Raw genomic sequence first — 25,616 nt, 5'->3', positions numbered from 1 at the left:
CCGTAATAGACGAAGTATTAGGAGCGACCATTTATGGCGTCATTTGATTTATTGACCAAAGGACAAACCGCGGTTTTAGCGCATCAACGCGCACTCGCGATCACCGGGCAGAACATCAACAACATCAATAACCCGGACTACGTGCGTGAGCGAGCGGAGTATGTCAGTAATCCCTTTGGGGGCTTACGGGGTGTCGAGTCGCGCCGCATGATCGACGAATACATTGTCGGTCAATTGAATCGCTCCCATATGGATGTCGCCTTTCAAAACGGTAAACTCGATCAGGCCGAGCCGCTCGATTCACTGTTAGGAAACACGGAAAGCAGCATCAATAGTGCAGTGACCAGCTTCTTTAACAGTGTGCAAGATGCCAATAACGATCCCAGTTCATTGACCAACCGCCAAGTCGTGATCAGCGAAGCCGATGGTCTAATGACACGCATGAGCGACTTTTCTCGTTACTTAAACGATCAAGAGAACATTGTGAACGAGCGTGTGCGTGACTCTGTTCAGCAGATTAACACCTTGTCGAAGAATATCGCCGAGCTCAATAATGAGCTCAAGTTCGGCTCATCTAACGTCAAAGGCTTTGATGCCAACTCACTGCGAAACCAACGCGATCAACAGCTAGAAGAGCTGTCTAAGTTAGTATCGTTTGACGTGGTCAAAAGCGACTCTGACGCGGTGCAAGTCAACTTAAAGAACGGCGTACCATTGGTCTTAAAAGATGGTCGTTACAACATGATCACGGCGAACAGCCAGCCGGATACCGGTCGCGTTGAAATTCAAATTGAGTCGACGAATAGCTCCGATCCCACCAAGTTTTATCTCAAGCCAGATCAACTAGGTTCTGCGCTTGGTGGTTACATGGATTACCGCGATAATCAGCTGCTTCCCGCGCAACGTCGCATCGGTCAAATGGCGTTACGTATCGCCGACACCATGAATTCGCAAAACCAAAAGGGCATGGATCTCGACAACCAACTCGGGCAAAAACTGTTTGACCTCAGTAGCACCCCCGTGCGCGCTCTGGATTTTGAAGAAAACACCGGCAATGCCAATATTAATGTGGGCCTGTTAGAAGGTAACAGTGCCAAACTGACATCAGACAACCTGCTGATCACAAAAACCGGTGCCGACACCTTTACGGTGCAAGCCGCCGATAACCAAGGGCGTGCCATCAAAAATGCACCTGAAGTGACCATCAGTACCGCCGGCAATCCCAGCGCCATCGCTGTTGAAGAATATGGCGTTGAGCTGACGTCGGCGAATTTTAGCGCCGCAAGCGACGGCGATAAATTCCTCGCCAAACCGGTCGAAGACATCGCGGGCGATATTGCCGTGGCAATTAGCCGTCCAGAAGACCTAGCGCTTGCAAAGCCGGTACGTGTCAGTAATGACCTTGAAAACCAAGGCTCGGCTAACATTGAACTGGAGTCGATTAATGGCACCAGTAACTTCTTCGATGCAGCTGGCAAAACACTCGCCGACGGTGCCCCGACCGGCGTCGCGGTCGATGCCGTCAACAGTGATGGCACGTTCGATGTAACGCTGAGTCGCAAAAATGGCAGCGACATTACATTAACGGGTTTAAGTGACCTTAAAAACCTAGCGCAGCAAGCCAACGACCAAGCGGCAGCCAACGGCAACCCGGCACCGTTTGCAGGGTCACCGCTCGACTACGATATCAGTATCAATGGTCAGCCTGCTGCGGGCGACAGCTATTCAATTGAATACAATACCGATGGCTTTGATGACAATCGCAATGGCGAAGCCTTTACCGAGCTACAACAAAACGCGCAGCTACGTCGTTCGTCAGCCGACAGCGACGATGCCAACATGACCTTTGCAGAAGGTTACTCGCGCGTGGTATCTGATATTGGTAGCTACGTTCAACAAACGCGCACACGCCGCGATGCAGCGCAAGCCATCGAATCACAAACACAAGCGATGTATGAAGCAAAATCGGGCGTCAATCTAGAGGAAGAAGCCGCCAACTTGATTCAGTTCGAACGCGCGTACAACGCCGCCGCTCGAATCATCACCGTCGCACAACGTACGTTTGACAGCCTGTTAAACGCAGTGGGGTAATAAACGATGCGTATTAGTACTAACTTAATGTTTCAACGCGGACTCGACTCACTACAGCGCTCTGAAAGCGCGCTGTATAAAGTGCAGCAACAGCTCACTCGTCAGACCAAAATACTGTCACCATCAGATGACCCGATTGCTAACTCGCAAGTCATGAACCTCAACAATGCGCTGGCGCAGAACGAGCAATTCATGCGCAACAGTACCAGCCTCGAGGCCAACTTACGCCAATCAGAGGCCAACCTCGATGGCGTAAACAGTGGTCTCCAGCGCGCGCGCGAACTCGCCGTTGGCGTCGTTAATGGCAGTTATAGCGCCGACGATCGCAAAGCCGTTGCAAAAGAGCTACGCGCTATCGAAAAGCAATTGGTTGACCAAGCCAACGCCCGCGATGCACAAGGCGAATACATGTTCGCCGGCTTTCAAAGCCGCAAAGAGCCCATGCAATACGACGCGAGCACCCAAAGCTACCAATACGTAAGCGACCAAGGGGCGCGTAACATACAGCTAACCCCCAACCTCAAACTCGCCGCCAACGAACCCGGTAGCAAACCGTTTGCCAACGTATCACAACGCGTCGACATCAACGTCGAAAGCGGCCAAAACCTCGTAGGCGAACTGCGCGTAAGCAACCGCGAGCAATTCACCGACTTTACCGAGCAACAACAAAGTAACGGTAACCCACGCGACTTTAACATCAGCTTTGACGGCGCCGGCAACTACAGTATCGACGACACCAGCGGTAATAACCTCGCCAGTGGCGCCATTACCGATGGCAAAATCAGCTTTAACGGCATGGACATCACCCTCGCTAAAGACACAACCCCTAGCGCAACCGATACCATCCAAATCAGTAATGGCGAACCCATCGGTCGTAATCCCATCACGCTCGTGAGCGATCTCGCCGCCGCACTCGAAGGCAAAGGCACCAGCGGCCAATGGGAAGACGAAGCCAGCTGGGCGCTCGACGACCTCAACAAAGCCATGGACAACGTCGTCGGCACCCAAGCCGATATCGGCGCCCGCATGAACGTCATGGAATCCGCACGCACCCAACTCCGCGATGCCGACGTCGTGAACCAAACCGCCCGCGCCGAACTCGCCGACGTTGACTATAACGAAGCCGTCACCGAACTCGTCAAGAACGAAACCCTATACCAAGCATCACAACAAGTGTTTTCGCGTATCAATCAACTGAGCTTGTTTGATTACGTTCAGTAAACCCTGAGCTTGGATGCGGGCTGCGCCCGCAGGCTGTGATGGCGCTCGCTGCGCTTGCGCCAGGCCTTGCTTGCCTGTGCTTCGCACGGCAAGGCTGTGTAAAAGCCAAACCAATACGGGCCCTCGATTGTACACAGCCTCGCGCCGCGAAGCGGACGCGAACAAAGCCTGCGGCAAGCGCAGCGAGCCGCATGCAAACCTGGCGGCGAAGCCGTCATCCCCACTAAAGACCCCCCTGCTAAAAAAATTAAAATTTTTTCTAAAGGATCCCAACCGCCCGCCGATACCCCTTGTGAGAGGAAATTTTAACCAGGCAAAAAACAAGCCTACCCTTCCTCCAGCTTGGCGACACAATATTGGTAACACCAAGCTTTTGTATCAAACTAAGGGAGCATGAAAAATGGCTTTATACGTAAATACTAACGTCAGCTCGTTGAACGCACAGAACCAGTTGACTAAATCAGGCAACACGCTTGACCAAGCTTTCCAACGTTTGTCGTCAGGCCTCCGTATTAACAGCGCGGCAGACGACGCAGCTGGTCTACAAATTTCAAACCGTCTGACCTCACAGGTCAACGGCTTAAACGTAGCAACCCGCAACGCAAACGACGGCGTATCAGTAGCACAAACCGCTGAAGGCGCAATGCAAGAATCAACCAACATCTTACAACGTATGCGTGAGCTAGCACTGCAGTCAGCTAACGGTTCAAACAGTGATGAGGACCGTGGTGCGCTGCAAAAAGAAATCGGCTCATTGCAGGCAGAACTTACACGTATCGCTGATACTACATCTTTCGGTGGACAAAAATTGCTTGACGGTAACTTTGGTTCTCGCTCATTTCAAGTTGGTTCCCAAGCGAATGAAACAATTGATTTCTCTTTGGATTCCATAGCAGCTGAGGATATTGGTTCTACAGGTAAAAGTTTGACTTCGTTTGTGCCAAATACGGGTTTAGACGATATTGCTAGTTCTATTGATCCTCTTACCAGTAACGACAAACTCTCGGTTAAACTAGGAGGTGATACAACAGAATTAGAGCTAGAAGGTGCGATGTCTGCCTCCGACGTTGCCAATAAGCTTAATACTGTTGATGGGCTTTCTGGAGTCAGTGCTGAGACAAAAGTTAATTTAGAATTAACAACCGCGAGTGGTAACGCAGGTGATTCGGATTCAGCTATATTAACAATCGAGGGAAAAGAGTTCGCTCTTGGCCAAGCTGATTTGGCAAGTGATGCGGCCTTTAAAGCTGCAGTCGCATCAGCGGTGTCAGGCGATGCTGATTTATCAAGTCGAGGTATTACGGCAACAGAAAATGCCACAGCTGGCGTCGATATCTCCAGCTCTACCGGTGAAAATCTATCTATCTCAGTAAGTCTGACCGATGACAATACTAACTCCGCAGACGCTCTCGCAGTCACAGCGACTACTTATCAAAGCGCTGAAGAAACTACTGCCGCGGGCTCAACAGCGACTTTCTCAACAACGGCTGGAACGACTTCGAGCCAAACACAAAATGTTCGGGGTTATGCTGATTTTTCGGATGCTATTATCGACAGTCAGTTTGACTCCTTATCAATCACATCAAGTGGCTCAACATTGACCGACGGTACGACTGATGCGGTCATCGGAGCGGAGACTACAAATACTATTGATAGTATTGATATTTCATCGCAAGGCGGAGCGCAATCTGCTATTTCTGTAATTGATGGTGCTATCGCGCAAATCGATGGTCAGCGTGCTGACTTGGGTGCGGTGCAAAACCGTTTCCAAAGCACGATTTCGAACTTGAGCAATATCTCTGAAAACGTATCGGCGGCTCGTTCACGTGTTCGTGATGCGGATTTCGCGGCAGAGACAGCTAAGCTGACTCAGGCGCAGATCACTCAGCAGGCGTCGACTACTATCTTGGCGCAGGCGAACCAGCGTCCACAGGCTGCATTGTCACTGTTGGGTTAATCTTCAACATCGACTTAAACAGTCTACTGGAATACAGAGGGCTCCTTCGGGGGCCTTTTTTTGTTTTGAGTTTGGATGCGGGCTGCGCCCGCAGGCTGTGATGTTACTCGCTACGCTCGTAACAGGCTTTGCTTGCCTGCGCTTCGCACGGCAAGGCTGTGTACGAGCAGCTTCTGCACAGCCTCGCGCCGCGAAGCGGACGCGAACCCAGCCTGCGGCAAGCGAAGTGAGCCGCATCCCAGCCTGGCGGCGAAGCCGCCATCCACACTCAGAAGTCTCACACCACAATCATCCGCAAATTCAAAAACCATCCCCTAAACTGCAATAACCCCTCACAACCCAACACAAATAATGAATTATCAAAAACTCTGGCTTTGGCAATACTCACTCGATATCGCCATTGAAATCATGGAAGCCTTCCAGCACAGCAAAAATTTCAGTTTTAAAGACCAGGTATTCCGCAGCGCCATTTCGATACCCAGCAATATTGCCGAAGCTATGGCACGAGACACACCGGCTGACCGACGAAGAATCCTCTATTACGCCATCGGTTCATGCGCAGAACTCGATACACAATTGCAGATAGCTTTACGATTAAAGTGGATTGAGGCAAAGCAGCGAGAACAGTGGCGTCGGGCGCTACGACAGATTTATGTTGGACTTCACCGACTTCGCGGGAAACTGGAGCAAAGCCGGGATGCGAGCTCCGCCCGCAGGCTGTGATGGCGCTCGCTGAGCTTGCGCCAGGCTTTGTTTGCCTGTGCTTCGCACGGCAAGGCTGTGTACGAGCAGCTTGTGCACAGCCGCATGGCGCGAAGCGCACATGCACACAGCCTGCGGCAAGCGAAGCGAGCCGCATCCCAGCTTGGCGGCGCAGCCGCCATCCATGCACAAAGATCGTGCACAGCCTCGCACCGCGAAGCGGATGCGAACACAGCCTGCGGCAAGCGCAGCGAGCCGCATCCCGGCTTGGCGGCGCAGCCGCCATCCAAGCTCAAAAAATATTCAAAAAAATCACTAAAGTTCATCCACCCCTTGCCGATAACCAACACGTACCAGTGTATTTTTTGCGCTGAGACGCTATCATAACCATACTACAGAGAGGACACGGTTATGGGTGAATTTACCATCAGTTCCAGAGACATCACTCGCGCGAACAGTAGTAATGCCGCGGATCCCGTAACAGGCCGTGGGCAACTGCGTGAACAGGTGATGGGCGCTGTAAAGGCTATGCAGCAACAAAATAATGCGGCAATGCCAAGCGATGCAGTAAAGGAAGAGCAAGCGGCAATCAGTACGCCCGCGAGTGTGGCTGAAATGGCTGAACGTATTGCACAGCTTAATAAGTCTGAGGCAATTCGTAACACCAGTTTGCAATTTGTCATGCAGGAAAATAATGAACCGCCAGTGGTACAGGTGGTCGATAAAGACAGCGGCGATGTCATTCGACAAATTCCGTCGGAAGTGGCGGTGAAGATCGCTAAAGCTATTGATGAACTGGTCGATAACGAAGATAGTCGTAGCGGTTATCTGTTCGACAGCAGTATTTAAGGAGGCCTAACATGGCAGGTATTTCATCCCTCGGGGCACAATCAGGATTAGACTTAGAAGGCATCGTAAACGCAACGATTGAAGCGGAGCGCGTGCCTAAAGTCAATCGCCTGAATCGACAAGAAAGCAACTTGTCGGTTGAGCTCTCATTTATTGGGGAGCTGAAATCCGTCATGTCTGACTTTAAAGATGCTGCGGCTAAACTGGCTGATGTCGACCAGTACAACAAAAACAAAACCACGGTAACGCAACCCGAATCGGGCGATATCATCTCGGTATCGAGTGATGGCGATGCGGCACCGGGTAGTTTTGATGTTGAAGTGGTCAATATGGCAAAGGGCAGTCGTGCGACCTCTTCGGCAGGTGCATTTACGGATGCCGAACAAGTGATCAGTTCGCAATCTGGCAGCTTAACGTTCAGTGCTGGCGATAAAAGCTTTACGGTGGATATCGCGGCCGACGCAACGTTGGATGACATTCGCAGACAGGTGAATGACGCGGACGATAATTTTGGTGTTACTTTCAATATTATCAACACCGGCTCAGAGGCGCGTTTGGTGGCTACGTCATCAGAAACGGGCGCGGGCAACGATATTGAAATTACCAATACCAATGCAGACTTTGATGCATTATCGACCGTAGCCAACGCAGGCGGTGCCGGTGGTATGAGTATTGCTGCTGAAGATCAAGCAACGGATGCGTTAATTCGTGTCGATGGTATCGACGCGACCAGTGCTGACAATACCTTTGAGGACGTGATTCAAGGCTCAACGATTACTGTTGAGGGAGAGTCACAAAATGGCGAGACTGCGACTATGCGTATTGCCGAAGACAACAGTGCGGTGCGGAAAAACATCGACGGGTTTGTTAAGGCGTATAACAATGTCATGGGATTACTAGGTCAAGCCGGTGCCGAAGGTGCGCAGTTCCAAGGTGATGCGACCGTACGTAGTATCGAGAATCAAATGCGTCGCTTCCTCAGTGAAGAAGCGGGTGGCTTGAGTATGTTCAACGCCGGCTTTGGTATCGATGACGAAAATAAGTTGCAGCAGGAAAACACGTTAACCAGTGTCAGTGAAGTTGCCAAGGAACGTTTTGGCGATTTTGAAAAGCTGTTTGCTGGCGAAAACGGATTAGCGTCGCGCATTGAAGACTATGTAAACACTTACACCAGTTTTGGTGGGTCACTGCAAACTCGAACAGATTCATTAAATAACCGCTTAGATCGTATTGATGACCAACGCGAACAATTAGGTCAACGGCTTGATAGGCTTGAGACGTCGCTACGGCAGAAATACGCAGGACTTGACTCATTGCTTGGACAACTGCAATCCACCAGTAATCGGTTGGATCAACAGCTGAGCAATCTGCCAGGGTTCTCGCGTAATAAAGAGTAATCGACAACGATAGAGGTTCGTTATGAATAATAAGCTCAAGAATTACACCCGCGATAATGTGCGTAACCGTTTAGAAGACGCGGATCCGTACACCATTATTCAGATGTTAATGCAGGGTGTACTCGAGAATTGTAGCTATGCCAAAGGCGCGATTCAAAATAACAACATCGAGAAAAAAGCGCATCATATTGGTCGCGCGCAGGCGATTCTTGAGTCACTGATTGTGAGCTTAAACCCAGAAGCAGGCGCAGACGCAACCGATAATCTAATCGGTTTGTATGGCTACATGAGTGACCGCTTAATGACAGCATCGGTCGAGCGTAATGTTGAAATCATTGATGAAGTGATGGGCTTAATGTTGCAAATTAAAGGCGCTTGGGATCAAATTCCAGCGGACGCACGTCAAGAAGCTCATGAAGTGCTCAGTAAACTACATGCTGAAGAAGACGCTGCACATGAGCAAGAGGTGCAACGCATTGCGAGCAGTGCGTAAGCTATGAAAGAGGCATTGAAACGGCTACAAACACTTACGCAGCATTTCGAACAGACGGTAGCCGCGGAGGATTATGCAGCAGCTGAATTGGCGCTTCTACAACTTGAAAAGCATTTCACCCAGTTACCGGATGGATGGCAAAACGACGATGCGATTAAAACTGAGCTGTTGCGGGTACAAGAGACCCTGACCACCTATCGTCAAGCTTTACAGCAAGCGAAAGATACAGCGAAGGATGACATTAGCAGATTAGGAAAAAGCAAAAAGGGCGTTAAAGCTTACACCAAATAACGATTGAAATGTGGATAAAAAAGCCGCCAGATGCATTATCTGGCGGCTTTTTGTTATTCAATATTTGCTTTAACAAAGTTAATTACTCGGTCAAAAGCTTGTTTGCGATTAGGGTTGCTGTCTAATGAGTGGGTACCATTTTCAAGCAACAACAGCTCTACCGGGAGATTATACTCCTTAGCTGCCTTGTAAAATGCCTCCGACTGGTCGTCTGGAACCACGACATCGCCTGTCCCATGAACAAGCAAAGTAGGGCGTTTGAGTTTACCAAAGCTAGCGATAGGTGAAATAGCCTCTAAATGCGCTTTGCCTTTCTCGCTATCACGATCACCGACCATGATATTGTCAACCATTTGAGCCGTTTCGCTGGCTCGGGTGTCCTCTAAAATAGCGTTAATATCGCTGACGCCAGCAATTGATACATAACAGTTAAACTGTGTCGGCGTATTGGTCGCCGCGAATAGAGAAACATAGCCGCCGTACGACCAGCCCACGACACAACTATCATCAACATCGGCGAGTTGCTGTTCTTTTACCCAAGCGACGCCATCAAGCACGTCTTGCTGCATACGCTGTCCCCATTCACCGTAACCACGCGCTTCGTAAGAAGAACCAAAGCCCGACGAGCCGCGAAAGTTAACTTGCAAGACAGCATAGCCTGCATTAACGAACATGTGCTCTAGCGGATGGAATACTTGGGTATCGCGTTGCCAAGGTCCGCCGTGTGGCATCACAACTAACGGGCGATCGGCATCACCGCCGTTGATCAAATAACCATTCAGCACCAGGCCGTCACTGGCCTCGAATTCGATAGGTTGCTTGGCGGGAAACTGCTTGTTTTCAAGTGCTGGTTGTAGCGCCATCCATAAACCGCCAGCTTTATTGGCGAGATCAATAAAGTAAAAGCGAGAAGGGCCCGACGCTGAGTAGGTCTTAACAAGCAATTTATTGACGCTTTCGTCAAAGTCTACCACGATAGGATTCATGCCTTTGAACGTATTCTCGACAAGCGCTTGGCGCTGTTTAAATGCCGGAGCAATGAATTCCACTTCGGGCATATCAGCCGTGTAACCAAAGCCAATCACTTGACCGTTGTGCTCCATTACTCTCGCCACGTCATAAGTCTCGTTCTGGAACAACGGCTCGACCCATTCGTCAGTATCGAGCGAATAGCGCCAAACTTCTTGTTTATCACTCTTCTGATACGTCTTAACAATTAAAGTATTGTTGGCAGGCTCATACAAGACCGGCGTAAAACCATCCTCTTCAAATGCTTCATAAGAGCCAATTTCTTTCCATTGATCGGCATCTTCCTGCCACAAATAGAAAGTACGGGTTAAGTCCTCAATCGCCACCGCGACAACCGAGCGACCGGTCGAGTCGCCAATAAAGTAACTCGGTTTTTGCAAGCTCGGTGCGAACTTCTCTGAGGAACCGCTATAGACATTAATCTTATAAACCGATGGGAAGTAATTATCGCGCTCGCTGACCTGTTGCAACAAAATATGTTCTGGATCGTGAGGAAGCATAGAGACAATTTGGTCACCGCTAACTAACCAAGACCAATCTTTAGTATCGGTGAGCTTGCGTAGTTTTATCTCTTTTAACTCGCTACCATCTTTGTTGACCGCAAACAATTGTCCAACGCGACGAGAACTACCGTACATATGTTCAGGATAATCGGCGCTGACAAGTAACCGCTCGTTATTCACCCAGCGTAGTTTAACGATACGTTCAGACTGATTGCGTAACTTAAGGATAGTCGTTAAATCCACTTTCCCGAACGGAGAAATTACCACTTGCTGAGTTGCGCCATCGGTATTATAGACGGCAGCAATGAGTTCACCATTGGGCGAAATGGTAGGTTGTTCAACGATGTTCAGTTGACTGAATGCAGAACTTGGAAGTGTTTCACTCTGTGCCAAACTGGGGGTCGAGATCGACAATAGCGCAGAGGCGATAATCGTTTTTATTATTTTATTCATGGATAAATACATCTATTTTGTTAAAAAATTGATTTTATCAAATAAGTAGCCAATTAACGAGCACAGTTTGCTATCCAACGCTGGCATGAGAGGTTGACATCCTCGCATGCCAAGCGAGGAAAAGGCTTACAAAGTACTTGCCTCACACCGTGTCTTTTGACGCGATGGCGTATTGACAACTTCTTGCGTGATGAGTTTTTTGGTGACCTTATTCGTTACCGCTTTTTGTGTCTCGGCATCAACGATCCAAACCTCAGCAGTGCCGTTCTCTTGATCACGATTGTATTTAAACTCATAGATCTTACCCGGTTCAAAGGTACCGTTGAGTTTAAAATAGTTTTCTAACGGACCGCCGGGAACGTATTTTTTGATAAATGCATACCGCGCGATGATGGTATGTTCGCCTGCATCAAAGTCCCGAGCGGCGACATAGTCTGCTTCACGACCATAATAACAATAGTTGTAAATGACATGGCTACGTTGAATTGATGTGTCTTTGTAATTACGTAGCTTGAACTGATTGTCTCCCGGTGGAGGGCTGCTACATGCTGTGCTGCCCAAAACGACCGCCGCCGCTATCACGCCTTTTGCAAGGTTAAAACTGCGCATAAAATTCCCCTTTTTGTCGAAAATATGCACATTGACTATAAGTGATATCATATTAGAATGAAAACAAAGTGAGACAATAATTACATTTAATTGTTACAAAATTTGATCGTGTAGAGATTAAGGAAGGAATTTGGACACAAAAAAACCGGCATTAAAGCCGGTTTTTTGAACACGTTAAAAACGTGTCGATTAAAGCGCTTGGATCTTAGCGTTCAAACGGCTCTTATGACGTGCCGCTTTGTTTTTGCTGATCAAGCCTTTAGTTGCGTAACGGTCCAATAATGGGGTTACAGTTTGTAAAGCTGAGCTAGCAGCTTCTTTGTCTTTGCTCTCAATGGCTGCGTTTACACGTTTAAGGTAAGTACGCATCATTGAACGGCGGCTTGCATTATGGCGGCGATTTTTCTCGGCTTGAATCGCACGCTTTTTAGCAGACTTAATGTTAGCCAAGGTGAACTCCTAAAATTCGTTAACAGAACGCTTCTTTATAAAGGTCGTGGATTATGCCTAATCTGGCGGAAATGTCAACACTTATTGTGTGGATGTCGCGCACAAATTGGGGTATAAAAAATCAGTTGGTTGCGTATTGTGCGTGATATAGATAAATAAGGAATGTTATGTCTGAATCGTTACGTGAAAAAAAAATCAGAGAGTTTGGTCTTTATATCGGTCAAGAAGACCCGCAACTTAACGGGCTGATGAACGCTCTCGCCAGTTGGCTAAACGTTCCCATGGCATTTGTCAGCATTGTTGACGATCAAACGCAATTTTTTAAAGCAAAAACAGGATTCGAAGGCGACCAAATTGACCCAGAACCGTCTTTTTGCAATTACGTAGTGAATCACGATAAACGCCTCTTGATTAACGATGCCCTGACCGACGTTTTGTTTAAGGATAACCCGTATGTGGTTGATGCGCCACATATCCGCTTTTATGCCGGGGTCCCGTTACGACTGGATGACGTCACAGTCGGCACCGTATGTATTTTGGACACTGAACCGCACCAGTTGTCCGAGCGCGAACTTCAAAGCCTTGCCTATGTCAGTGAACATGTCAGTGAATATTTAGCGTTGTCGCTTAAACATCAACAGTTGATGCAGGAACACTCATTTATCGATGACACGCCTGCTGCACTCATAAAGTGGCGTTACAACATGGCGCTCGAATTACAGTACGTGTCCGCTAATATACAATCCTTATTCCACATCCCAACGGATGCCTTGCGTGAGGGAAGTAGAGACTTTGAGGATTTTCTCGACGAACGCGGTCGCAAAGAACTTAACTTCTTGCTCAGTAATCATTTAGCAGGGGTCGCGAGTAGTGAAGCGCAATTCCGCATTTTACCGCCTAAAGGCCCGGAGCGCTGGGTGAAGTTATTATCAAAAAGCTTTTATGATCCCGAGGGTCGGCTCGAGAACATCCATGCCATGCTGATTGATAACACTGCTAATCGCTATTTTGAGAAGCGCTTGAACGAAGCCAATCAGCAGATGCGTTTGGTCTTGGAGGCCTCAGGACTCGGTACCTGGGATTGGAATGTGCCATCAGACACCAACAAGGTCAATCAACGCTGGTGTGAATTATTAGGTATCGATTACGCTAACTTTGACCCGTCGCTCTACTTTTGGGAGAGCCTTGTTCATCCGGCGGACTTGAAGCGTGTTGAGCGTGAACTGCAGCAGCACATGGCAGGCGAGACGCCGGCGTTTTCGACTATTTACCGCATGCGTCATAAAAACGGATATTGGGTATGGATAGAAACCTATGGCCGTGTTGTTGAGCGAAGTGAATCCGGTGAGGCAATACGTTTGACAGGGACGCATCGGGACATTACCGAAAAGAAAGAAGCCGAACTACTCGATACCAAGCAGCGTCAATTACTGAGCTTTATTAATAAAGCGCAAGCGCTATATCTTAACGACAAAGATCTGTCCAAAGCGTGCCAAGATATCCTTCCAGAACTCATCGAAATTGCCGATAGCCAATTCGCTTTTATTGGCGAGATGCAAACGCGAGATAAAAAGGAGGTGTTATACATTCATGCGATCTCAGAACTGTCATGGAATGAACACAGTTCTGAGTTATATCGTGCTTATCTGCGTGGCGAATTATTTTTTGAAAGCCTCGATAATCTATTTGGTCGCACCATTACGGATAACCAAGTCATTCTGACCAATGAACCGAGTCAGCATAAAGCATCTAAGGGAACACCAAGCGGTCACCCGCGTATTACGCGCTTTTTAGGTCTGCCGATCCGGTTACGGGGTCAGGTCGTTGGCATGGTTGGACTGGCCAATAAACTCACTGACTATGAATCGAGTGACGCGATATTCTTACAGCCGCTACTCGATGCGCTCGGCGCGCTCTTTTATGCGGTTCAACTAGATAAAGCGCGCATGGATGCTGAGCGTCGTCTTAAAAATATGGCGATGACCGATGCGCTGACCGGTATCCCCAACCGGCGTGCATTTATCGAACGTTGTCAATTACTTAACCAAGAGCAGGGGCACCGCAGTGTCGCTATTCTCGATATTGATTACTTTAAAAAGGTGAATGATACCTACGGGCATGCCGCGGGTGATGCGGTTATCAAATACCTTGCTGAGACTCTGATGCGTCATATTCGCTCGGACGATATGGTTGCTCGTTTAGGCGGTGAAGAGTTTGCCTTGATTTTAAACGGCGGGACGCAAGCGGCTGCCGCGGCAATACTTGAGCAGATTAGGCAAGATATTCAGCAGTCAGTCGTACGTGTCGATGACCATGCGATCAACTTCACCATTAGTATCGGGGCTTTGTTCATCGACAATGAAACGGCTGCGTACGAGGATTTGGAACAAGCGGTACTCGATCACGCGGATAAAGCCTTGTACGAGGCTAAAAAGACCGGCCGAAATAAAATAGTTTGGGGTGAATAATCTGATACACTGACGCTTTTCATCGTCCGATCAGGAGAAGTCGTGTCTAAAGCCTTGCTACGTTCAGGATTCATCGTCAGCGCAATGACTCTGATTTCACGAGTGCTTGGCCTCGTACGTGATGTAGTGATTGCGAATCTCATGGGCGCAGGTGCCGCCGCGGACGTGTTTTTTTTCGCCAATAAAATTCCTAATTTTTTACGTCGGTTATTTGCCGAAGGTGCCTTTGCACAAGCCTTCGTGCCAGTGCTGACCGAGTACAAACAAGGGCAACCCCTCGACCAACAGCGACTTCTGATCGCACGGGTTTCGGGAACACTCGGAACCATTGTTACCATCGTGACACTCGTCGGCATGATCGCATCCCCGGTTGTGACTGCGCTGTTTGGCACCGGTTGGTTTTTAGATTGGTGGAACGATGGCCCACAAAGTGAGAAGTTTGTGCTGGCGAGCGATCTACTCCGTATCACCTTTCCCTATTTATGGTTTATCACCTTCACCGCGATGGCGGGCGCTATACTCAATACGCTGGGTAAGTTTGCTGTGGCCGCATTTACGCCTGTTTTCTTGAATATTGCGATTATTGCAGCCGCGATTTGGCTGGCGCCTAACCTTGAGCAGCCTGAGTTTGGTCTAGCCTGGGGGGTATTCTTTGGTGGCTTAATCCAGTTTCTATTTCAACTTCCCTTTCTAAAACGCGCAGGGCTGCTCACTCGACCGCGTTGGGGCTGGCACGATAGTGGTGTTACGCGCATTCGAAAGCTGATGTTACCCGCAATCTTTGGCGTCTCTGTGAGTCAAATTAACTTATTGTTAGACACCCTCATCGCCAGCTTCCTGATGACCGGCTCTATAAGCTGGCTGTATTATGCTGATCGTTTACTTGAGTTTCCGTTGGGCCTATTTGGTATTGCGATTGCCACCGTAATTCTGCCCGCGCTGTCCTCGCGCCATGTCGACCAATCAACGCAAAATTTTTCGGCGACACTTGACTGGGGGATCCGGATGGTACTCTTGCTCGGTTTACCGGCGATGGCGGGCCTTTTCTTCCTCGCCGAGCCCATGCTAATGGTGTTATTTATGCACGGCGCATTTACGCCAAACGATGCCGAGATGGCATCCTACAGCCTGATGGCTTATTCGGCGGGGCTGTTGAGCTTTATGCTGGTCAAAGTCTTAGCGACTGGGTTTTATTCGCGTCAAGATACCAAACGACCGGTTAAATTTGGCATCATTGCGATGGTCGCAAACATGGGGCTGAATATCGCTTTTGCCATTCCGTTTAGCTATGTTGGCTTAGCCATGGCAACGGCAGCATCGGCGGCACTCAACGCCTTGTTGCTCGGCATCACACTCTATCGAGAACGTGTCCTTGTAGCACAGCCGGGAACTTGGTCTTTCATCATCCGCGTAGTGGCTGCGGTAGCGGTGATGGTCGGGGTGGTATTATGGCTGACCCCATCAACCCAGCAATGGCGTGAAATGTCGCTCGTTGCGCGGCCTTGGCAATTAGCGCAAATTATTGGCGTAGGTGCGGGGGTCTATTTGTTGGTGTTGATGCTGAGTGGATTAAGACCACGCCATTTGCGTGCGCAAGAATACTGATTCTGAACGCAGCATCGGTTATAATCTCACCCGAGTTATTTTTATACATTTAATTAGTGGTACTTTGTTCGGCTATGGAACTCATTCGCGGCATACACAACTTGCGCTCAGAACATCATGGATGCGTGCTTACCATTGGTAACTTTGATGGCGTACATCTTGGTCATCAAGCCGTGCTGGCGCAAGTAAAAGCGCAGGCGCGCGCACTGGGTGTGGCAGCCGCGGTGATGACATTCGAACCGCAGCCGCAAGAAATCTTCCAGCCCGAAAAAGCACCGGCGCGACTCACTAATTGGCGAGAAAAATATTTAGCGCTGCGCGACCAGCAGATCGACCGCCATTTAGTGATTGAGTTTAATCGTAAATTTGCAAGCCAACCGCCGATCGAATTTATTGAGAATGTATTGGTCGAAAAACTCGGTGTTAAATTTTTAGTGGTGGGTGACGATTTTCGCTTTGGTTACAAACGCGAAGGCGATTTCGCGTTATTACAACGCGAGGGTAAACGGCTTGGTTTTGAAGTCGTCGATACGCGCAGCTACCGTCAGCAACAACTGCGGGTCAGCAGTACTGCGATTCGCGCGGCACTTGCCGAGGGCGACTTTGAGCGTGCCGAAAGTATGCTGGGGCGTCCGTATCAAATGATGGGCAAGATCGTGCATGGTCGTAAAAATGGCCGTACCATTGGCTTCCCCACGGCTAATATTCCATTAAAGCGGCTAAAAAGCCCGCTACACGGCGTATTCGCGGTAAAAATCAATGTCGGCCGCGCTGAAGACACGTACCATGGTGTCGCCAACCTAGGTACGCGACCTACGCTTAACGGCGATGAAGTCCAATTAGAAGTGCATTTATTTGATTTTTCAGGCAACCTGTACGGTCAGCACGCAACCGTGACACCGGTCGCCAAATTAAGATCCGAGCAGCGCTTTGCTTCGCTCGAACATTTAAAACAGCAAATAGAGAAAGATGCCGCTCGTGCCCGAGCACTTTTAAGTTGAACGGCCACGATAGTCAGTAAATATGCGGAAAATGGAAACAGTGACCCATGAGTGATTATAAGCACACATTAAACTTGCCGGAAACGGCGTTCCCAATGCGCGGAAATCTCGCGAAACGCGAGCCGGGCATGCTCAAACAATGGTATCAAGACGATCTCTACGGCGAGATCCGTAAAGCCAAACAGGGCAAGCCAAGTTTTATTTTGCACGATGGACCTCCGTACGCAAACGGTCAGATCCACATTGGTCATGCGGTCAATAAAATTCTCAAAGACATTATCATTAAGTCGAAAACCCTAAGCGACTTTGATGCACCTTACACCCCAGGCTGGGACTGTCATGGCTTGCCTATCGAACTGCAAGTCGAGAAAAAGCACGGCAAACCGGGCCAAAAGCTCGACTTGGCGGAGTTCCGTAAACACTGTCGTGACTACGCGCAGACGCAAATTGACCAGCAGCGCGAAGACTTTAAACGGTTGGGTGTATTGGGTGACTGGGATAATCCTTATTTAACGATGAACTTTAAGCAAGAAGCGGATAGTGTGCGCGCGCTTGCTAAAATCATCGATAAAGGTCATTTGCATCAGGGCTTTAAGCCTGTGCATTGGTGTACAGATTGTGGTTCAGCATTAGCCGAAGCAGAAGTCGAGTATAAAGATAAAGAATCACCCGCTATCGATGTGCGCATGCCGCTCACGGATAGCGACAAAGCACTGGCGGCGTTCACAACGCCAAAAAGGCATCAAGGTCAAGGTAAACTGAGCATGGTGATCTGGACCACCACGCCATGGACTATGCCGGCTAACCGTGCAGTGACGCTTGCCGAAGGACTTGAATACGCGTTAGTGCAAATCGAAGCAACTGACGACCAACAGGCTGAGCGTGTCATTCTTGCGAGTGACTTGGTAAATGATTGTATGGACCGTTGGGGCATCAATCACTATCACAAGTTAGGCTTCTGCAAAGGTAAAGCGCTTGAGCTGATGCAGCTCGACCACCCATTATTTGATATCAAAGTGCCGGTGATCATGGGCGACCATGTTACCACCGAAAGCGGTACAGGTTGTGTGCATACCGCACCGGGCCACGGTGTGGATGACTTCTTGGTGGGTCAAAAATATGATCTAGAAGTCTATAACCCGGTGGGCGACAACGGTGTTTACAAAGAAGATACGCCGCGCTTTGCTGGACAGCACGTGTTCAAGGCGAATGAGCCTATTATCGATGCCTTACGTGATGCAGGCAACTTGATGCACGCTGAGCGTTATAAGCACTCGTATCCGCATTGCTGGCGCCATAAAACGCCGATTATCTTCCGTGCTACACCACAGTGGTTTATCAGCATGGATCAAAAAGGCTTACGTAGCCAAGCGCTTGAGCAAATCAAGCAAGTGCGTTGGGTACCCGAGTGGGGGCAAAGCCGCATCGAGTCGATGGTTGAAGGCCGTCCAGACTGGTGTATCTCCCGTCAACGGACGTGGGGTAACCCGATTGCGATTTTCGTCAATCGCGAAACCGAAGAGCTGCATCCCAACACCCTTGAGCTGATGGAACAAGTCGCTCAGCTTATCGAGAAAGACGGTGTTCAGGCATGGTTCGATCTTGATCCGGCGACCTTGTTAGGTGATGAAGCGGACAAATATCGTAAAGTGACCGACACCTTGGATGTCTGGTTCGATTCGGGTGTGACTCACCATTGTGTATTACGTGAATTCCCGGGGTTAAGCTGGCCAGCAGATTTATACCTTGAAGGTTCTGACCAACACCGCGGCTGGTTCCAAAGTTCATTGGTAACGGGTGTCGCGATGTATGAACAAGCGCCATACCGTCAAGTGCTGACGCACGGCTTTACCGTAGACGCGCAAGGTCGCAAGATGTCGAAGTCAATCGGTAACGTAGTTGCGCCGCAGGACGTAATGAATAAACTCGGCGGCGATATCTTACGTTTGTGGGTCGCTTCGGCAGATTATTCAGGCGAGATGACCGTATCAGATGAGATCCTCAAACGTTCAGCCGATGCGTATCGCCGTATCCGTAACACGTCGCGTTTCTTGTTAGCGAACTTGAGCGGTTACGATCCTAAGCAGCACCAAGTGCCGATGGACGAGATGGTCGAGTTGGACCGTTGGATTGTTGGCCGTGCAGCTGACTTACAGAAACAACTGGTGGATGCCTACGACAACTATCAGTTCTTGTCGGTGGTACAAAAACTGATGCACTTCTGCTCGATTGAACTGGGTAGTTTCTATCTGGATATCATTAAAGACCGCCAGTATACCGCTAAAGCGGATAGCTTGGCGCGCCGCTCGTGTCAGACAGCATTGCATCATATTGCCGAAGCATTAGTACGTTGGATGGCGCCGATTTGTAGCTTTACCGCGCAAGAAATCTGGGATCTGTTGCCGGGTGAACGCGAGCAATACGTATTTACTCAAGCATGGTATGAAGGCTTTGAACAGTTTGCCGGCGTGAGTAGCGAGGAAAATACCTTCTGGATTGAGCTACTAAATGTACGTGATGCGGTTAACCAAGCGCTTGAACAAGCGCGTCGTGATGATGTCATTGGTGGCTCGCTGCAAGCTGAAGTAACCTTATATGCGGATACGGCACTCGCCGAAAAACTGAAGCGCTTAGGTGCGGAGTTACGTTTTGCGCTACTGACCTCAGAAGCATCAGTTGCGGACCTTGCGGATGCACCAGAGAGCGCGGTAAAAGCCGAGCAATTACCGCTCGCCGTGGCTGTGGTTGCAAGTGCTCACAAAAAATGTGAGCGTTGCTGGCATCACCGTGAAGAAGTCGGTCAAATCAGCGAGCACCCCGATCTATGTCAGCGTTGCGTAAGCAATATTGACGGGGCAGGGGAGGAGCGTCACTTTGCCTAAAGCTCAATCAGTAAAGCCTAACAAACGTGCATCGGGCCTGCAGTATCTGTGGGTCACGGTGGCGATTTTTATCATCGATCAACTTACCAAATGGTGGGTAGCGAGCGATTTCGAGCTATACGAAAGTCGCATTATTATTGATGGTCTTTTTAACCTCACATACGTGCATAACTACGGTGCGGCATTTAGCTTCTTAAGCGACGGTGGCGGCTGGCAACGTTGGTTCTTTACTCTGATAGCGGTCGCCGTCAGTGTGGTATTGCTGATCTGGTTGCGTCGCAATGATGTGAGCTTTTGGCGTCAAAATTTGTCATTTTCGTTGATTTTGGCAGGCGCCATTGGCAATGTGACGGATCGCTTTGTATTTGGCTATGTTATTGATTTTCTCGACGTCCATTATCAAGGCTGGCACTGGCCAGCATTCAATGTGGCAGATTGTGCAATTACATTAGGCGCCATACTTATGCTACTAGAAGCGTTTATTGATAATCGCCGAGATCCAGAAGAGACCCAAGGTAAGGAGTAGTCGTGGGACGTTTACCTATTGAAGATGGCCGCGAAGTGGTCATGCATTTCACTATCAAGCTAAGCGATGGCTCAGTGGCTGATAGTACGCGGATGTCGGGCAAACCGGCTAAGTTTCGGATGGGCGACGGTAGCTTAACCGAAAACTTCGAAGCGTGTTTAATTGGCTTGCGTCCAGGCAGTGAACGAGAGTTTACCTTGCCACCTGAAGATGCGTTTGGTGAACCTAATCCCGACAATTACTATTATGTTGATTCGTCTAAATTCAGCGACGAGACCAAACCCGAAGTGGGCGCTATCCTCGCTTTTACTCAGCCGGACGGTACAGAATTACCAGGTATCGTGAGAAAAATCGAAGGACCCACCGTGACCATCGATTTTAATCACCCTTTGGCAGGCCAAACGGTGATTTTTGAAGTTGAAATTATTAGCGTGGAGCCGTAACGGGCACACGGAGGAATTATGCAAATACTACTCGCTAACCCACGAGGCTTTTGTGCCGGCGTCGATCGCGCCATTACCATCGTCGAGCGAGCGCTTGAGATATTTGAACCACCCATTTATGTGCGCCATGAAGTCGTCCATAACAAATATGTGGTCAATAAGCTACGTGATGCGGGAGCCGTCTTTGTTGAGGAGCTCGATGAAGTACCCGATGAAGCAATTGTCATTTTTAGTGCGCACGGCGTGTCACAAGCAGTACGTCAAAATGCAAAGGATCGGGGACTAAAAGTCTTTGATGCGACGTGTCCGTTGGTCACCAAAGTGCACATGGAAGTCACTCGAGCGAGTCGAAAAGGTCATGAGTGTGTGTTGATAGGCCATGCGGGGCACCCAGAAGTCGAAGGTACGATGGGGCAATACGCGAACCCGAAGGGCGGCATCTACTTGGTGGAGTCACCCGAGGATGTGGGTACGCTCGAGATAAAAGATCCAAATAATCTACATTACATGAGTCAAACGACGCTGTCGGTGGATGATACGGCGGATGTGATTGATGCTTTGCGTCAACGCTTTCCAACTATTAACGGACCGCGTAAAGATGATATCTGCTATGCCACACAAAACCGTCAGGATGCGGTACGTCAATTAGCTGAGGAAGCGCAATTAATGTTGGTGGTGGGTGCAAAAAACAGCTCAAACTCCAACCGGTTGCGCGAATTGTCAGAAAAAATAGGCACGCCGGCTTATTTGATTGATGATGCCAATGGCATCCAACGCGAATGGCTTAACGATATTGACCGTGTGGCGGTGACCGCTGGAGCCTCGGCGCCCGAAGTCTTAGTACGTGAAGTGATCGAGCAATTAAAAACATGGGGCGGTAAAACCGTCAGTGAGCGCGAAGGGCGCGAGGAAAACATTACGTTTAGTATTCCGCCGGATCTTCGCTAGTCAGTTCAATAAACACGGGTATTGCCCCATCGAGTTCAGTATGGGTAAGCCAACATGTGGCTTGCCGTGCTGAATGCCATACTTTCTCTACCCTAATTTCAGCAGCCTTTGCATGCCAACGTGCTAAATCATCTTTGTTGACGATGTCCATCAGTGACTGTTGCGCGCGTTGCAACGCTAAAAGCGCGCGCTGACGCTGTGCCAATTGAGCGAGCTCCATCTGTGTAAGTTGTACTGTCGTGAGCCCGCTGGCGAGTGCGATACTCATGATCAAGGTCATAACCATCGCCTCCATAAGTGCCGAGCCTCTGTGCTTTGGTTTGCTCATAGGCGTGTTGTTGTAGGCTTTGATACTGTTGCCATTGCCAAATGAAGCGTTGTGAAAGCAGACTCAGCTGGTTGGCTGCAAAGAGCATGATCAACGCATGTATGCCAATCAGCGACACTAGGGGAGTCATAAAGCTGCTCATGGGCGGCGCTCCTATCTATTCCATTAAAATGACTCAGAGGTAACTCGACGGCGAACTTGGGGCTGGCGAGACGGATAAGATAGCCGGCGTTCATTGAAATAATCTCAAATTGCGTGAGGGGTACGCTCTGTGCCACAGAGAGTCCCTGCCAACCACGCCCATCACAATTAACTGCATTACCGTGATACTGCAAAACACCGTCGTTAAGCCGATAACCCACCTGATCTTCGGCTGCGGTTAAGATGATATAGCACGACTGACCGTTGGAACCCGAGTGTAAAGTAATCGACTGGCTGCCGAGTATATCGCGGCCCAATTGCAACGCCAGACTGTGTATTTCAAGTGGCGTATGGGCTTGCTTTAGCGCCGATGTTACCGTCGTCAACTGCCAAAGGATAACTTGCACCGATGAGCTAGCGAGCAGCGCCATTAGCAGGCAAGCCACCATTAACTCTATCAGCGCCATGCCACGACGATAGCGAGCTGCAGCACATCGGGCTAAACACATGTCGCAACCCCCGGAAGTTCGGCAGTGCCGGCATTGCAATAGCGTACGCGACCTAAGGCACTAATCACCCAGCGTAAATGAAGCTCACCTTTGTGCATATTCAAACGACCGGCGCGGGCGTATCCTTGCGGCGCATAAAAAGTCAACGGCCGCGTCTCGTCATCATAATTACTCGAAAACTGCCACCCTCGTGTATCTAACGCATGCTTAATGAATGTCAGGGGCACTTTAATATGACGTTTTTGCGCTTGTGCGCGCGCTTGGTACGCTTGCAACAAGTTGAGTCCGCGCAACGCCAGCGCTCGTGCCTCAAGTTGTGAGGTGGTATTTTGCATCGCGGGCACGCCTGCGCCCATTAATACTAAACTCAACAAAGAGCAGACAGACCATTCGAGCAAGCTACTCGGCATCACTTCGTTCCTCTTACATCACACCTCGCACAAAGCTAAATCTAAACACCCGAAATACCTAGCCGAGTCATCCGATACGAGCGTAAGCGATAAGCTGATTGTGTTGGCATAAAACTTGTATCTGTTCGGCAGAGAATCATTTTTTTGACGCGCAGGAAACGAAGTATGGCAAGTGGTGCTGCAAAACTGAACAATTTAAAAGGGTTAGCACAGGCAAACTCACACTTAATTAAAGGGTTCGGTACCCCGCTCGCCGTCATGGCAATATTGGCGATGGTGGTACTACCGATTCCGCCGTTCTTACTCGACGTGTTGTTTTCGTTTTCTATCACGCTCTCACTCGTAGTGATGTTGGTCGCCGTTTATACCCAACGCCCGCTCGATTTTGCCGCGTTTCCTACGGTGCTACTCATCGCCACGGTCTTGCGCCTGTCACTGAACGTGGCCTCCACCCGTGTGGTGTTGCTGAATGGTCACGAAGGCCCCGGTGCCGCCGGTAGTGTTATTGAGGCGTTCGGTAGTGTGGTTATCGGTGGCAACTATACTGTCGGTTTGGTGGTGTTTGCGATTTTGGTTATTATCAATTTTATCGTTATCACTAAAGGCGCCGGGCGTATCTCAGAGGTGACAGCGCGTTTTACTTTGGATGCGATGCCCGGCAAGCAAATGGCGATTGATGCTGACCTCAATGCCGGATTAATCAATCAAGAGGAAGCCAAAGCGCGCCGAAGTGATGTTACCCGTGAAGCCGACTTCTATGGCTCCATGGATGGTGCCAGTAAATTTGTTAAGGGCGATGCCATTGCCGGTATCTTAATATTGCTCATCAACGTGGTGGGTGGTTTCTTAATTGGCATGATCCAGCACAACCTGTCGTTTGGTCAGGCGATTGAGGTTTACACCTTGCTCACCATCGGTGATGGTTTGGTAGCACAGATCCCCGCACTTTTACTCTCTGTGGCTACAGCAATCATTATCACGCGCGAGAACGACACCAAAGATATGGGTGATGCGGTGGTGTTCCAGCTCATCAACAACCCTAAAGTGTTGGTCATCTCAAGTGCGGTGCTCTTTGCGATGGGTGTTATTCCAGGTATGCCGCACTTTGCCTTTTTATCCATGTCGGCTGTATTGGCCGGCGCGGCTTATTACAAAATGCGTCATGCCGAGAGCCAAGAAACTGAACAGGTTGAGCAACAGCAGCAAGAGCAACAACAGCAGCTGGCGCAAAAGGAACTCAGTTGGGACGACGTGCGTCACGTGGATACGCTCGGTTTAGAAGTCGGATATCGCTTAATTCCGTTGGTCGATCGAAGTCAGGGTGGCGAACTATTATCGCGCATCAAAGGAGTCCGTAAAAAGCAGTCGCAAGAATTTGGCTTCCTTGTGCCTGCCGTCCATATTCGCGACAACCTCGATCTCGGTCCTAACAGTTATCGCATCACGCTGATGGGGGTGACCATGGGCGAAGCCGAGATCCGTCATGATTGCGAACTCGCGATTAATCCGGGTCAAGTTTTTGGCGAGCTGGAAGGCGAAAAAACCACCGACCCTGCGTTTGGGCTCGAAGCGGTATGGATCCGACCTGAACAACGCGATAATGCGCAAACCATGGGCTACACCGTGGTCGATGCGGCAACCGTTGTGGCAACGCACCTCAGCCAAATCGTAACCAATCACGCATCCCAGCTACTCGGTCATGAAGAAGCACAAGAGTTACTCGATCGCCTCGGTCGCAGTCATCCGAAATTAGTCGAAGGTCTGGTACCCGATTTATTGTCACTGGGCAATTTTGTCAAAGTGCTACAAAACTTGCTGGATGAAGGCATCGCTATTCGCGATATGCGTACCATTGTACAAACATTAGTCGAGTACGCCGGACGCACTCAAGACACCGATGTGTTAACTGCGGCAGTGCGTATTTCGTTACGCCGACTGATCGTTCAAGACATCTCCGAAGGCCAGCAAGAACTCCCTGTCATTACTTTGGCGCCAGAGTTGGAACAAATGTTGCATCAGTCTTTACAGGCAGCAGGCAATGAAGCCGAACAACAAGGCGCAGGCATTGAACCTGGCCTAGCAGAACGCCTGCAGCAGTCGTTGAAAGATGTTCATCAACAGCAAGAGATGAACGGCGAGCCATCCGTTTTACTGACATCTGGGCTCCTTCGTTCAACGATGGCGCGTTTTGCGCGACACGCAACAGACGGAATGCGGGTACTGAGTTACCAAGAAATTCCAGACGATAAACAGATTCGAATTGTGAGCTCGATTGGTGGACAACAACAACCAGCAGCTCAATGATAGGGG

General features: G+C 49.5%; 22 protein-coding genes. 16 read left to right on the top strand and 6 right to left on the bottom strand.

The window, feature by feature from the left end; all coding sequences use genetic code 11:
* The first annotated feature begins 33 nt into the window (after positions 1–33).
* The 8 genes from flgK to AC3AP5_RS08905 all read left to right on the top strand — a co-directional run bounded on the left by flgK (position 34) and on the right by AC3AP5_RS08905 (position 9,001).
* A complete protein-coding gene (gene flgK / locus AC3AP5_RS08940) occupies positions 34–2,091 on the top strand; it encodes a flagellar hook-associated protein FlgK (protein WP_487326551.1) in 2,058 nt (685 codons plus the stop codon).
* Positions 2,092–2,097: 6 nt separating this feature from the next.
* On the top strand, positions 2,098–3,312 hold the full coding sequence (gene flgL / locus AC3AP5_RS08935; RefSeq protein ID WP_487326550.1) for a flagellar hook-associated protein FlgL: 1,215 nt from the start codon (positions 2,098–2,100) through the stop codon (positions 3,310–3,312).
* A gap of 400 nt (positions 3,313–3,712) precedes the next feature.
* Entirely contained in the window at positions 3,713–5,269 is a 1,557-nt protein-coding gene (locus tag AC3AP5_RS08930; protein ID WP_487326549.1) for a flagellin N-terminal helical domain-containing protein, read from the top strand.
* 351 nt (positions 5,270–5,620) lie between these two features.
* Positions 5,621–5,992 (top strand): four helix bundle protein, encoded by a 372-nt coding sequence (locus AC3AP5_RS08925; RefSeq protein WP_487326548.1) that lies wholly within the window; start codon positions 5,621–5,623, stop codon positions 5,990–5,992.
* Between the two features lie 390 nt (positions 5,993–6,382).
* Positions 6,383–6,820 carry a flagellar protein FlaG gene (locus AC3AP5_RS08920; RefSeq protein WP_006954864.1) on the top strand — a complete coding sequence of 146 codons (438 nt, stop codon included), beginning with the start codon at positions 6,383–6,385 and terminating at the stop codon, positions 6,818–6,820.
* 11 nt (positions 6,821–6,831) lie between these two features.
* Entirely contained in the window at positions 6,832–8,217 is a 1,386-nt protein-coding gene (fliD, locus tag AC3AP5_RS08915; RefSeq protein ID WP_487326547.1) for a flagellar filament capping protein FliD, read from the top strand.
* A gap of 22 nt (positions 8,218–8,239) precedes the next feature.
* On the top strand, positions 8,240–8,710 hold the full coding sequence (gene fliS, locus AC3AP5_RS08910; protein WP_006954866.1) for a flagellar export chaperone FliS: 471 nt from the start codon (positions 8,240–8,242) through the stop codon (positions 8,708–8,710).
* Between the two features lie 3 nt (positions 8,711–8,713).
* Positions 8,714–9,001, top strand: coding sequence for a hypothetical protein (locus tag AC3AP5_RS08905; protein ID WP_487326546.1), 288 nt, complete (start codon positions 8,714–8,716; stop codon positions 8,999–9,001).
* A 53-nt stretch (positions 9,002–9,054) separates the two neighbouring features.
* Here the strand turns inward: AC3AP5_RS08905 and AC3AP5_RS08900 are convergent, their stop codons facing one another.
* The 3 genes from AC3AP5_RS08900 to rpsT form a co-directional block, all read right to left on the bottom strand.
* Positions 9,055–10,986 carry an alpha/beta hydrolase family protein gene (locus AC3AP5_RS08900; protein WP_286682027.1) on the bottom strand — a complete coding sequence of 644 codons (1,932 nt, stop codon included), beginning with the start codon at positions 10,984–10,986 and terminating at the stop codon, positions 9,055–9,057.
* A gap of 126 nt (positions 10,987–11,112) precedes the next feature.
* Positions 11,113–11,595: a hypothetical protein gene (locus AC3AP5_RS08895; protein WP_272977886.1), complete on the bottom strand. Its 483-nt coding sequence runs from the start codon at positions 11,593–11,595 to the stop codon at positions 11,113–11,115.
* A 189-nt stretch (positions 11,596–11,784) separates the two neighbouring features.
* Positions 11,785–12,045, bottom strand: a complete 261-nt coding sequence (gene rpsT / locus AC3AP5_RS08890) for a 30S ribosomal protein S20 (protein WP_006954872.1) — start codon at positions 12,043–12,045, stop codon at positions 11,785–11,787.
* A 167-nt stretch (positions 12,046–12,212) separates the two neighbouring features.
* Here rpsT and AC3AP5_RS08885 point away from each other — a divergent pair, with 167 nt between their 5' ends.
* From AC3AP5_RS08885 to ispH, 7 genes are all read left to right on the top strand, one after another.
* The gene (locus AC3AP5_RS08885) at positions 12,213–14,513 is read left to right on the top strand and encodes a sensor domain-containing diguanylate cyclase (protein ID WP_487326545.1); all 2,301 of its coding nucleotides are present in this window, start codon (positions 12,213–12,215) and stop codon (positions 14,511–14,513) included.
* A 42-nt stretch (positions 14,514–14,555) separates the two neighbouring features.
* Positions 14,556–16,118, top strand: a complete 1,563-nt coding sequence (murJ, locus tag AC3AP5_RS08880; RefSeq protein WP_487326544.1) for a murein biosynthesis integral membrane protein MurJ — start codon at positions 14,556–14,558, stop codon at positions 16,116–16,118.
* Positions 16,119–16,192: 74 nt separating this feature from the next.
* The gene (gene ribF, locus AC3AP5_RS08875) at positions 16,193–17,119 is read left to right on the top strand and encodes a bifunctional riboflavin kinase/FAD synthetase (protein WP_487326543.1); all 927 of its coding nucleotides are present in this window, start codon (positions 16,193–16,195) and stop codon (positions 17,117–17,119) included.
* 47 nt (positions 17,120–17,166) lie between these two features.
* Positions 17,167–20,001 carry an isoleucine--tRNA ligase gene (ileS, locus tag AC3AP5_RS08870; RefSeq protein ID WP_487326542.1) on the top strand — a complete coding sequence of 945 codons (2,835 nt, stop codon included), beginning with the start codon at positions 17,167–17,169 and terminating at the stop codon, positions 19,999–20,001.
* Positions 19,994–20,527 carry a signal peptidase II gene (lspA, locus tag AC3AP5_RS08865; RefSeq protein WP_487326541.1) on the top strand — a complete coding sequence of 178 codons (534 nt, stop codon included), beginning with the start codon at positions 19,994–19,996 and terminating at the stop codon, positions 20,525–20,527. Before ileS ends, lspA begins: the two co-directional genes overlap by 8 nt.
* A 2-nt stretch (positions 20,528–20,529) precedes the next feature.
* Positions 20,530–20,970: an FKBP-type peptidyl-prolyl cis-trans isomerase gene (fkpB, locus tag AC3AP5_RS08860; RefSeq protein WP_006954889.1), complete on the top strand. Its 441-nt coding sequence runs from the start codon at positions 20,530–20,532 to the stop codon at positions 20,968–20,970.
* Between the two features lie 18 nt (positions 20,971–20,988).
* Positions 20,989–21,918 carry a 4-hydroxy-3-methylbut-2-enyl diphosphate reductase gene (gene ispH, locus AC3AP5_RS08855; RefSeq protein WP_487326540.1) on the top strand — a complete coding sequence of 310 codons (930 nt, stop codon included), beginning with the start codon at positions 20,989–20,991 and terminating at the stop codon, positions 21,916–21,918.
* Here ispH and AC3AP5_RS08850 read toward each other — a convergent pair.
* Genes AC3AP5_RS08850 through AC3AP5_RS08840 form a run of 3 tightly spaced genes read right to left on the bottom strand, consistent with a single transcriptional unit; the run spans position 21,893 to position 23,306 of the window.
* A complete protein-coding gene (locus AC3AP5_RS08850) occupies positions 21,893–22,198 on the bottom strand; it encodes a hypothetical protein (RefSeq protein WP_487326539.1) in 306 nt (101 codons plus the stop codon). The two genes, ispH and AC3AP5_RS08850, sit on opposite strands and share 26 nt — an antisense overlap.
* Before the next feature lie 44 nt (positions 22,199–22,242).
* Entirely contained in the window at positions 22,243–22,896 is a 654-nt protein-coding gene (locus AC3AP5_RS08845; RefSeq protein ID WP_487326538.1) for a PulJ/GspJ family protein, read from the bottom strand.
* Positions 22,887–23,306 carry a hypothetical protein gene (locus tag AC3AP5_RS08840; RefSeq protein WP_286682033.1) on the bottom strand — a complete coding sequence of 140 codons (420 nt, stop codon included), beginning with the start codon at positions 23,304–23,306 and terminating at the stop codon, positions 22,887–22,889. The genes AC3AP5_RS08845 and AC3AP5_RS08840 overlap by 10 nt, the downstream gene beginning before the upstream one ends.
* A 165-nt stretch (positions 23,307–23,471) precedes the next feature.
* Here AC3AP5_RS08840 and flhA point away from each other — a divergent pair, with 165 nt between their 5' ends.
* Positions 23,472–25,610, top strand: coding sequence for a flagellar biosynthesis protein FlhA (gene flhA / locus AC3AP5_RS08835; protein ID WP_006954895.1), 2,139 nt, complete (start codon positions 23,472–23,474; stop codon positions 25,608–25,610).
* Positions 25,611–25,616 lie beyond the last annotated feature (6 nt).

The sequence above is a fragment of the Idiomarina sp. D18 genome (assembly GCF_057748155.1).
The sequence above is the reverse complement of the archived record's forward strand: the minus strand, read 5'-3'. Positions and strand labels throughout refer to the sequence as shown.

Coding starts and splice junctions, on each gene's coding strand:
- flgK (WP_487326551.1), top strand. CDS start 34: ATGGCGTCATTTGATTTATTGACCAAAGGACAAACCGCGGTTTTAGCG.
- flgL (WP_487326550.1), top strand. CDS start 2,098: ATGCGTATTAGTACTAACTTAATGTTTCAACGCGGACTCGACTCACTA.
- AC3AP5_RS08930 (WP_487326549.1), top strand. CDS start 3,713: ATGGCTTTATACGTAAATACTAACGTCAGCTCGTTGAACGCACAGAAC.
- AC3AP5_RS08925 (WP_487326548.1), top strand. CDS start 5,621: ATGAATTATCAAAAACTCTGGCTTTGGCAATACTCACTCGATATCGCC.
- AC3AP5_RS08920 (WP_006954864.1), top strand. CDS start 6,383: ATGGGTGAATTTACCATCAGTTCCAGAGACATCACTCGCGCGAACAGT.
- fliD (WP_487326547.1), top strand. CDS start 6,832: ATGGCAGGTATTTCATCCCTCGGGGCACAATCAGGATTAGACTTAGAA.
- fliS (WP_006954866.1), top strand. CDS start 8,240: ATGAATAATAAGCTCAAGAATTACACCCGCGATAATGTGCGTAACCGT.
- AC3AP5_RS08905 (WP_487326546.1), top strand. CDS start 8,714: ATGAAAGAGGCATTGAAACGGCTACAAACACTTACGCAGCATTTCGAA.
- AC3AP5_RS08900 (WP_286682027.1), bottom strand. CDS start 10,986: ATGAATAAAATAATAAAAACGATTATCGCCTCTGCGCTATTGTCGATC.
- AC3AP5_RS08895 (WP_272977886.1), bottom strand. CDS start 11,595: ATGCGCAGTTTTAACCTTGCAAAAGGCGTGATAGCGGCGGCGGTCGTT.
- AC3AP5_RS08885 (WP_487326545.1), top strand. CDS start 12,213: ATGTCTGAATCGTTACGTGAAAAAAAAATCAGAGAGTTTGGTCTTTAT.
- ribF (WP_487326543.1), top strand. CDS start 16,193: ATGGAACTCATTCGCGGCATACACAACTTGCGCTCAGAACATCATGGA.
- ileS (WP_487326542.1), top strand. CDS start 17,167: ATGAGTGATTATAAGCACACATTAAACTTGCCGGAAACGGCGTTCCCA.
- ispH (WP_487326540.1), top strand. CDS start 20,989: ATGCAAATACTACTCGCTAACCCACGAGGCTTTTGTGCCGGCGTCGAT.
- AC3AP5_RS08850 (WP_487326539.1), bottom strand. CDS start 22,198: ATGACCTTGATCATGAGTATCGCACTCGCCAGCGGGCTCACGACAGTA.
- AC3AP5_RS08845 (WP_487326538.1), bottom strand. CDS start 22,896: ATGTGTTTAGCCCGATGTGCTGCAGCTCGCTATCGTCGTGGCATGGCG.
- AC3AP5_RS08840 (WP_286682033.1), bottom strand. CDS start 23,306: ATGCCGAGTAGCTTGCTCGAATGGTCTGTCTGCTCTTTGTTGAGTTTA.
- flhA (WP_006954895.1), top strand. CDS start 23,472: ATGGCAAGTGGTGCTGCAAAACTGAACAATTTAAAAGGGTTAGCACAG.